Here is a 6,378-nt window from a genome sequence, read left to right as displayed (position 1 = left end):
GTCTGGATGCAGCGGCAGATAGCGTAGTTTGTTGCCCTTGCCGTGGATCCGTAAATGCGACACGCCGCGCCGGTCGTGCATGTCTTTCACTTTTAACAAGCACAGCTCCTCACGGCGCAGGCCGTGATAGAGCAGCGCGCGATCGCGCTTGCCCTTGGGAGTCGCCGGATCCGGCGCATCGAGCAGCGTGCGCCTGGTGATCGCTGATCGCCGGTGTCTTCCCTTCGTTGCCGTCGACCTTTGGCCGCTTTGCGCCTTTCACCGGGTTGAAAGCGACCGCGTTCTTTTCGCACAGGTATTCGAATAGCGATGAGAGTGCGGCGAGCTTCCGGCGAATGGTGGCGCCCGACAGCGTCCGCTCTTCGAGCGTCTTGCGCCACGCCAGCACATGCGCGCGGGTCACGAGGCGAAACTCGTCCGGCCGCGCGATGCCGGCGAAACTCATGAAGTCCTGCAGATCAATTCGGTATGCACGGCGGGTGCGCGGATTGTCGAGATTGGCGAACCATTCGGCTTCGGCGGGCACGGCTGCCAGCTGGTGAAACTCCGCGCCGGTCAGCCGCCGGCCCCTTTCAACTGAGATTGGCAGCACGGACATGGTTCTCTCCGGGCAACTCCCCTCCGTGCGCGCGGATCAGTGCGATCAGCTCAGCGGGCGTGATTTCGTAGCGGGTTTCCCGCTGAATGCCCCGCTTGCGCAGGTCGCAGTCCACCGGCACCACACAGCGCGTATCGTCCGCCGTCTCGAGGCGCACGCTGGGAGCAGCTGCTCCCCCTCGTCGTACTCGACAAATAAATGCATCGCGCCGGAGGCGCCGGTCCATTTCGGCGGAAGGTTGCTCAGGGGCATCGTACAGGCGCGGTGCGATCGCGGCATCCGCGAACGCGCGAGCGCGAGCACCTAATTAGAAGGCGGTTTTATCGCTCAGAGATGGCTACCTGTAGTTCCTACCTCGGCGACGTATGCGGCGCCAATGACCATCGAGCCCTGGAAAAGGCTAGGCCGGGATGGGTTGCGCTTCCTCTTCGTGCGAGAACGAGAGTAGGCGTAATAGAAATTGCCGAAAAGTGACACTTACTGACAGGTGCACCAAATACTGCCTTGTGCGTTAGAGGCGGATGAACACGAAAACTGATGCCCGAAAACTGGACCAGGCTACGCAGGCGCACCTGAGGAAGATGGTGGTGCAGGCGGTGCGCGGCGGTATGACACGAGTCGATGCGGCCCGAACGTATGGCGTGAGCCTTCGTGCTGTTGGCAATTGGACGAAATCGGCAAGAGAAGGCGGTTTTAGGGCGCTGAGGCCGGGCAAGCGTGGCCGCCGACCGGGAAGCGGCCACCTGACGCATCGGCAAGCCGTGAGTATTCGCAAGCTGATTATTGAGCGAATGCCCGATCAACTCGCGCTGCCGTTCTACCTGTGGACGCGCGAATCGGTCGCACAGTTGATCCAGCGCGAATACGGCGTCAAGGTATCGAAGTGGACGGCTGGCCGATACCTCAAAGCATGGGGCATGAGTGCGCAGAAGCCGGTGCGACGCGCGTACGAGCGAAATGACGCGGCGATCGAACGGTGGCTGAAAGAGGACTATCCGCGGATCGCGAAAGAGGCGAAGCAGGAACAGGCGACGATCTACTGGGGCGACGAAATGGGATTGCGTAGCGACCACGTGAGCGGTACCAGCTTTGCCTTGAAGGGCGAGACGCCGGTGGTGCGGGCGACCGGAAAGCGTTTCGGTTGCAATATGATTTCTGCCATTACGAACCGCGGTGAACTGAGTTTCATGGTCTTCGAGGGAACGTTCAGGAACGCGACCTTCATCGAATTCATGAAACGCCTGCTCAAGCAGGCCACGCGCAAGATCTACCTGATTGTCGACGGACATCCGGTCCATCGATCCGTCACCGTGAAGAAATTTGTCGCCGACAATGCAACGCGCCTGCGCTTGATCCGGTTGCCTGGCTACTGCCCTGAGCTGAGTGCGACACGTGTCGCCGTCCGCCGCGCGTCAAGCGGCATGCAGTTGGCGGTAAAGCTCGTTTCTGTCTTGTCACGCACGGCGTGCCGTACCGTGACCTGTTGTACGACCAGCAGTTGCCTACCGGGACGTGCGTGACTGGTAACGGTCAGGTGCGAAGCTCCCGGGACAAAGTACTCGTCGAAAGACGTCACCGACGGCGACGGTGTGTGACGACGCTGCAAGCCGCAAGGCGGCGTGGAGGCCAGGCAAGTTCCGCATGCGCAACAGATGTGAACCGCCGATAAACCTCGTGAGGGCAAGTGGGCCAAAGCGGCTGGCAGGCCCAAACCAAAATGGTACGCAGCTGGTTGCTCCTGTTCAGTTTGGGAGCACGTCGTCGCAACGCTGCCGGGGAATAGACGGGCGCTACACGGAGAGTCCCGATGCGATATGAAGATCAGAGATCGCATTTGGGTCGGCAGGAACGGGAACGTGGTAAGCCCGACTCACCGCCAACTAGGCGGAATATCGCGATTTGGCAGGCAATCCGCAAGGAGAACTGTTGGTGGAGCGGGTAAGAGAACGCGGAGCAAGCGAAAGGCATGCTGTAATGGCTTGCATAGGGGTTCAACATTTGCCCTAACCCGAAAGGGTGCAGACTTCCGCGAGGTGTAGCTGTCGCAGGCCAGTATTTGAAGTTCGAGACTGGGAAGCTTGAGAGAGGCTGCCTCGTTGCAGTTCAGCGCCCAGGTTCCGGCAACGGAATGGACCAATGATATGACGACTGCGAAGGCACTGTGCTGGATGACAGGACCGGCATCGAAAGGTGATGCTTTGGCTGTGCCTGAGCCGCTTGCGGTGAAAGTCGCTTGGGCGGTTCTTTGGGGAGGGGGCGGCAGCAATGCCGTCTCCTTACCCGCTACCCGGACGAACTGCTCAACCAGGACGTCAAGACCAATGCACTGGGCAAGAGTCGGCCGACCGGCAAGGCGGAAATGATTGACACGGTTCGTCGTCATTTGCATCGCCGCCAGAAGGAGCCTCACATGATTCGCAATCTGTTCAAAGAAAAGCATGTTCGCTACGCCGCCTGAAAAACAGAGCAATATTTGATGCACCCGTCAGTAACTGACACTTTTCGGGCACTTGGCGAGCAACGTACCGCGCGGTTCGACCAGCGTGGTCCCGAACTGACAGATATCTGGCACTTTTCGGGCACTTAGCCGCCAACATACCGCTCCGTTCGATCCGCACGGTTCCGAAGTGACAGATATCTGTCACTTTTCGGTGACTTATCTGCCACCACGAAATTTTCATCGTCAACGTGAAGAAGTCTGGCCGGGTTGCTCAGCTGCAGCGAAGATCAGCCGCTCTGTCACCTCCCGGATCGTCTCCCCCCGATTCCTGAGACTTTTGAGCACTTCGAAAGCCTCAGGTGAGATCTTTACTCGCGGGAGAGCTTCCGCCGAGTTCGAAAGACATTCCAGTCGCGTTTCTCCGACCAGCTCCGATTTGACCTTCCATACGCTGCCCTTCGGCAATCGAAGAGCGGTCACGAATTCAGGTTTGTTGCTCATAGGTGGCCCTTAGATAGTTGTTCCAGACCCAGCGGCCGCGGCCTTCGCCGTGGCCGAGGTCGCGCGCACACAGCGCGAGCGCTTCTTTGACGCTGTGGCCTTCGCTCAGGTAGTACTCGTAGTTGTCGCGGCAGAAGGCTCGGCGCAACGCGTGGCCTGAGTCTTTGCCCGTTAAGCCCAGCGCCGCAAAGCGATCATGGACCTGCTTCTGAGCTGCACGAGCAGTGGGCGAGTCGACGAGTTGCTCCCGCCGTGTCACCACCTCCAACGCTGCTTTGACCGCAGCCAGTGCTCGTTCACGGTAGGGCGGCGGAATTGCAGTATCCCGAACACGCCCGCCCTTGGTGCCGTGACGGATGGTGACAAAGCTCTGGCCGCGCATGAGCGCCGTCTCCCACTGCCTCAAGCTCTTGTGACTTTCGATCATCTCTTCACGTCGCAAGCCCAGGGAACGCTCGAGCTGGATCCAGGCACGGGTGTCAGCCGGCGCGTGCTCAAGGGCGTACGCGAGCACGTGCGCATCGACCACGCGGCCAGTGCCGATGCGGGTGCCGGCCGGCACGCCGAGCTGTGCATTGGTGAGCGAATCTGCCCACTCGCCACGGCCGGTGCCGCGTAAGGCTCGGCGCAGATGGCTGACCTCGTTCTGTATCGTGCGCGGCGTGATGCCGCCCTCGATACGCGCGGCCACATAGTTACGAATCTGTTTCTCTGTGACCGTGGCGGGATCGACCGCTCCATAGCGCCGCTGCTTCGCATGGGCTGCAAATGCTTTGAAGGTGGTCAACATCTTCTGTCGGGTGAGGGTCGCCGCCCCCTTATGGAGCGACGCTGTCATGAACTTCGCTTCGGTCGATCGCGGACGGTTCGGTGGTGAGGTGAACTTGCTCATGTTTTCTCGTTGGAGTTGTTTTTCGTTGTTCAACATTGTTTGTGTGTTGCACCGGCATGCTCCAGCGAGCCGGTTCCTGCATTCGTTTAGGGATCTGCGGCCGCCACCTGGAGGTGGGTTGTTGTGGCCGGGTGCTGCATGCCGATAGGGTCGTTTGTCGTTCGCCGGTTGACCGGTTCGACGCGCTGACGTGCGCTTAACTATCACGTGAGGAGAGGGACGCCTTATATGACGCGGGCGCCAAGGGAATGCGTAATCGCGTCACTGCTACGTGCGAAGCAGTGACGCGCAAAGCTCAAGTCGTGCCTTCGTTGAGCGGTCCGATGAGCGGGGTCGCAGAAGGTGGTGAAGTCATCGTGTCGTGCTTACGGCGTTTGCTGTCGGCGCAGCGAAACGGGAAGCGTGGACGCGATGCGTTAGATGGGCGACTCGTTGACCGCCGAAGCTTCGAGGAAATTGGGGCGATGCTGCCCGGACAAACGTAGAGATGTAGGGCGAAGCCCGAAGAAAGTCAGTGTGCTTGCGATGGACGGACTACGAGAGCCCGCCGAAGCACTCAAGAAAAAATATTGCTCAGGGGGCTGCGCAGGGCGGAGGATCCGATGCGCGTGCCATAAGCAATCACTGCGGCCGGGGTTTCCGGCTTAATAGAAATCCGACCGGGCTCAAGGCCAGATCGTAGGTCGATGCGTCAGAGACGCGAGAAAACTTGACGACGTTAGCACAAGAATTCTGGCGTGACTACAAAACGCTCGTTGAAATTTTTAAGCTACTAAAAAACGTATGGCTTTAAAGCAAGTACTGTCAAAAGGCTGCAAAAGGAAGCAACCCTTGGAGCGGTGAACTCGGCATAGCGCCTTTCGACCGTAATCGATGGTCGTAATGACCGAGACCCGTCGCAAGAACGCCCGCTTCCGTCCCGCGGAACTTCTTTCCTGCCCAGCATCAAACCATCTTTCGGCCCCTGCTTGGCCCCTGCTTGGCCCCGAGGGCGCAGTGGATGCGACGAGAGTGATTCAATGGCCCCAGCAGGGACCGTGTAAGGACCGTGCAGAGGCCGTTAAAGACCCGGACGGTACGGATGGACCGCGCGAGCCAACTGAGCGCATCATCTCCAGCGCTTCCTTTCGAGAATGACGGAGTTTGGTGCCAGGCCGTCTGCGAGATCTTCGACGACCGAGTTTTTAATGAGCCAGAAGTCGACCGGCACTTCCTGGAAAAGCTCACCAATACACTGCTCCATTAGAGCGGTCTTTCGCGGTCGCCCATCAACAGCGTCCTCGTTCCGGATTGGTGACCTGGCGAAGCTGAACCCGTTCCAGGAGAAGTTGCTTGAGATGCTGGGCGAGGGATCTCACGCGTTTTCGTCTGGTGGGTGCACCGCAAGCTCAACCTCGCAAACATCGCAGTGTCGGGGCGAGCGGGTCGGGCAAACCGAGGCCGATAGAGGGTGTGTAGCCTGCGCTCCGCTGGAGCAACGATACAGGATTGCTTGTCTTCGCTGACGACGTCCTCGCCTGTCGCGCCCCGCAGCTTCGGCTTCGATTCTTCTTCAGCTTAATGTGGCGCACAATACATAAGGGTTACAGGTTATTACGCACAATGCTTTCGGTCGGACAAATAAAACAAGCGCCACAAGGCGGTACCAAAAGCAGTCAGGCCATACGGGGAACTCATGGAGCGGGACAACAACACGATGCCCTTCAAAGGGCACGCTATCGCAGTGTGCATTGGCGTATCGACCGTCATCACGAGTGCATGGGCACAAGACGCGGAGACGCCGCCCCTCGTTCATGTCGATGTCGCCAACCAGGCTCAGCCGCTGATTTCGTTGCCGAGCACGCCGACGCCGAGCCCGATCAACAAGACCGCGCCGTTGCCGGCCGCCAATGGCGCGCCGCTCACGCCGCGCGGCACTGTGAACGCAGCGTCCTCGCTCGACAAGAG

At 59.6% G+C, this 6,378-nt stretch carries 5 protein-coding genes and 1 pseudogene; 2 read left to right on the top strand and 4 right to left on the bottom strand.

Features of this window, described 5'->3' with window-relative positions; all coding sequences use genetic code 11:
• The 3 genes and pseudogenes from AWB67_RS43585 to AWB67_RS33720 form a co-directional block, all read right to left on the bottom strand.
• Positions 1-135, bottom strand: a 135-nt coding sequence (locus AWB67_RS43585; RefSeq protein ID WP_374729873.1) for a tyrosine-type recombinase/integrase, incomplete at its 3' end; no start/stop codon positions are given.
• The gene (locus AWB67_RS33725) at positions 110-598 is read right to left on the bottom strand and encodes a tyrosine-type recombinase/integrase (RefSeq protein WP_235025503.1); all 489 of its coding nucleotides are present in this window, start codon (positions 596-598) and stop codon (positions 110-112) included. The genes AWB67_RS33725 and AWB67_RS43585, both read right to left, overlap by 26 nt.
• Positions 573-802, bottom strand: a pseudogene (locus tag AWB67_RS33720) (hypothetical protein). Before AWB67_RS33720 ends, AWB67_RS33725 begins: the two are co-directional and overlap by 26 nt.
• Positions 803-1,119: 317 nt before the next feature.
• Here AWB67_RS33720 and AWB67_RS33715 point away from each other — a divergent pair.
• Both AWB67_RS33715 and AWB67_RS33710 read left to right on the top strand, forming a co-directional pair.
• Positions 1,120-2,118 carry an IS630 family transposase gene (locus AWB67_RS33715; RefSeq protein WP_200822382.1) on the top strand — a complete coding sequence of 333 codons (999 nt, stop codon included), beginning with the start codon at positions 1,120-1,122 and terminating at the stop codon, positions 2,116-2,118.
• Between the two features lie 713 nt (positions 2,119-2,831).
• Complete coding sequence (locus tag AWB67_RS33710) at positions 2,832-3,056, top strand: hypothetical protein (protein WP_087660335.1); 225 nt, start codon at positions 2,832-2,834, stop codon at positions 3,054-3,056.
• A 466-nt stretch (positions 3,057-3,522) separates the two neighbouring features.
• Here the strand turns inward: AWB67_RS33710 and AWB67_RS33705 are convergent, their stop codons facing one another.
• Positions 3,523-4,431, bottom strand: a complete 909-nt coding sequence (locus AWB67_RS33705) for an integrase domain-containing protein (RefSeq protein ID WP_159965072.1) — start codon at positions 4,429-4,431, stop codon at positions 3,523-3,525.
• Positions 4,432-6,378 lie beyond the last annotated feature (1,947 nt).

It is taken from the genome of Caballeronia terrestris (genome assembly GCF_001544515.1).
GTDB lineage: Bacteria > Pseudomonadota > Gammaproteobacteria > Burkholderiales > Burkholderiaceae > Caballeronia > Caballeronia terrestris.
Note: the sequence above shows the minus strand (reverse complement) of the source record. Positions and strands in the feature narration are given on the sequence as shown.

Coding starts and splice junctions, on each gene's coding strand:
- AWB67_RS33725 (WP_235025503.1), bottom strand. CDS start 598: ATGTCCGTGCTGCCAATCTCAGTTGAAAGGGGCCGGCGGCTGACCGGC.
- AWB67_RS33715 (WP_200822382.1), top strand. CDS start 1,120: ATGAACACGAAAACTGATGCCCGAAAACTGGACCAGGCTACGCAGGCG.
- AWB67_RS33705 (WP_159965072.1), bottom strand. CDS start 4,431: ATGAGCAAGTTCACCTCACCACCGAACCGTCCGCGATCGACCGAAGCG.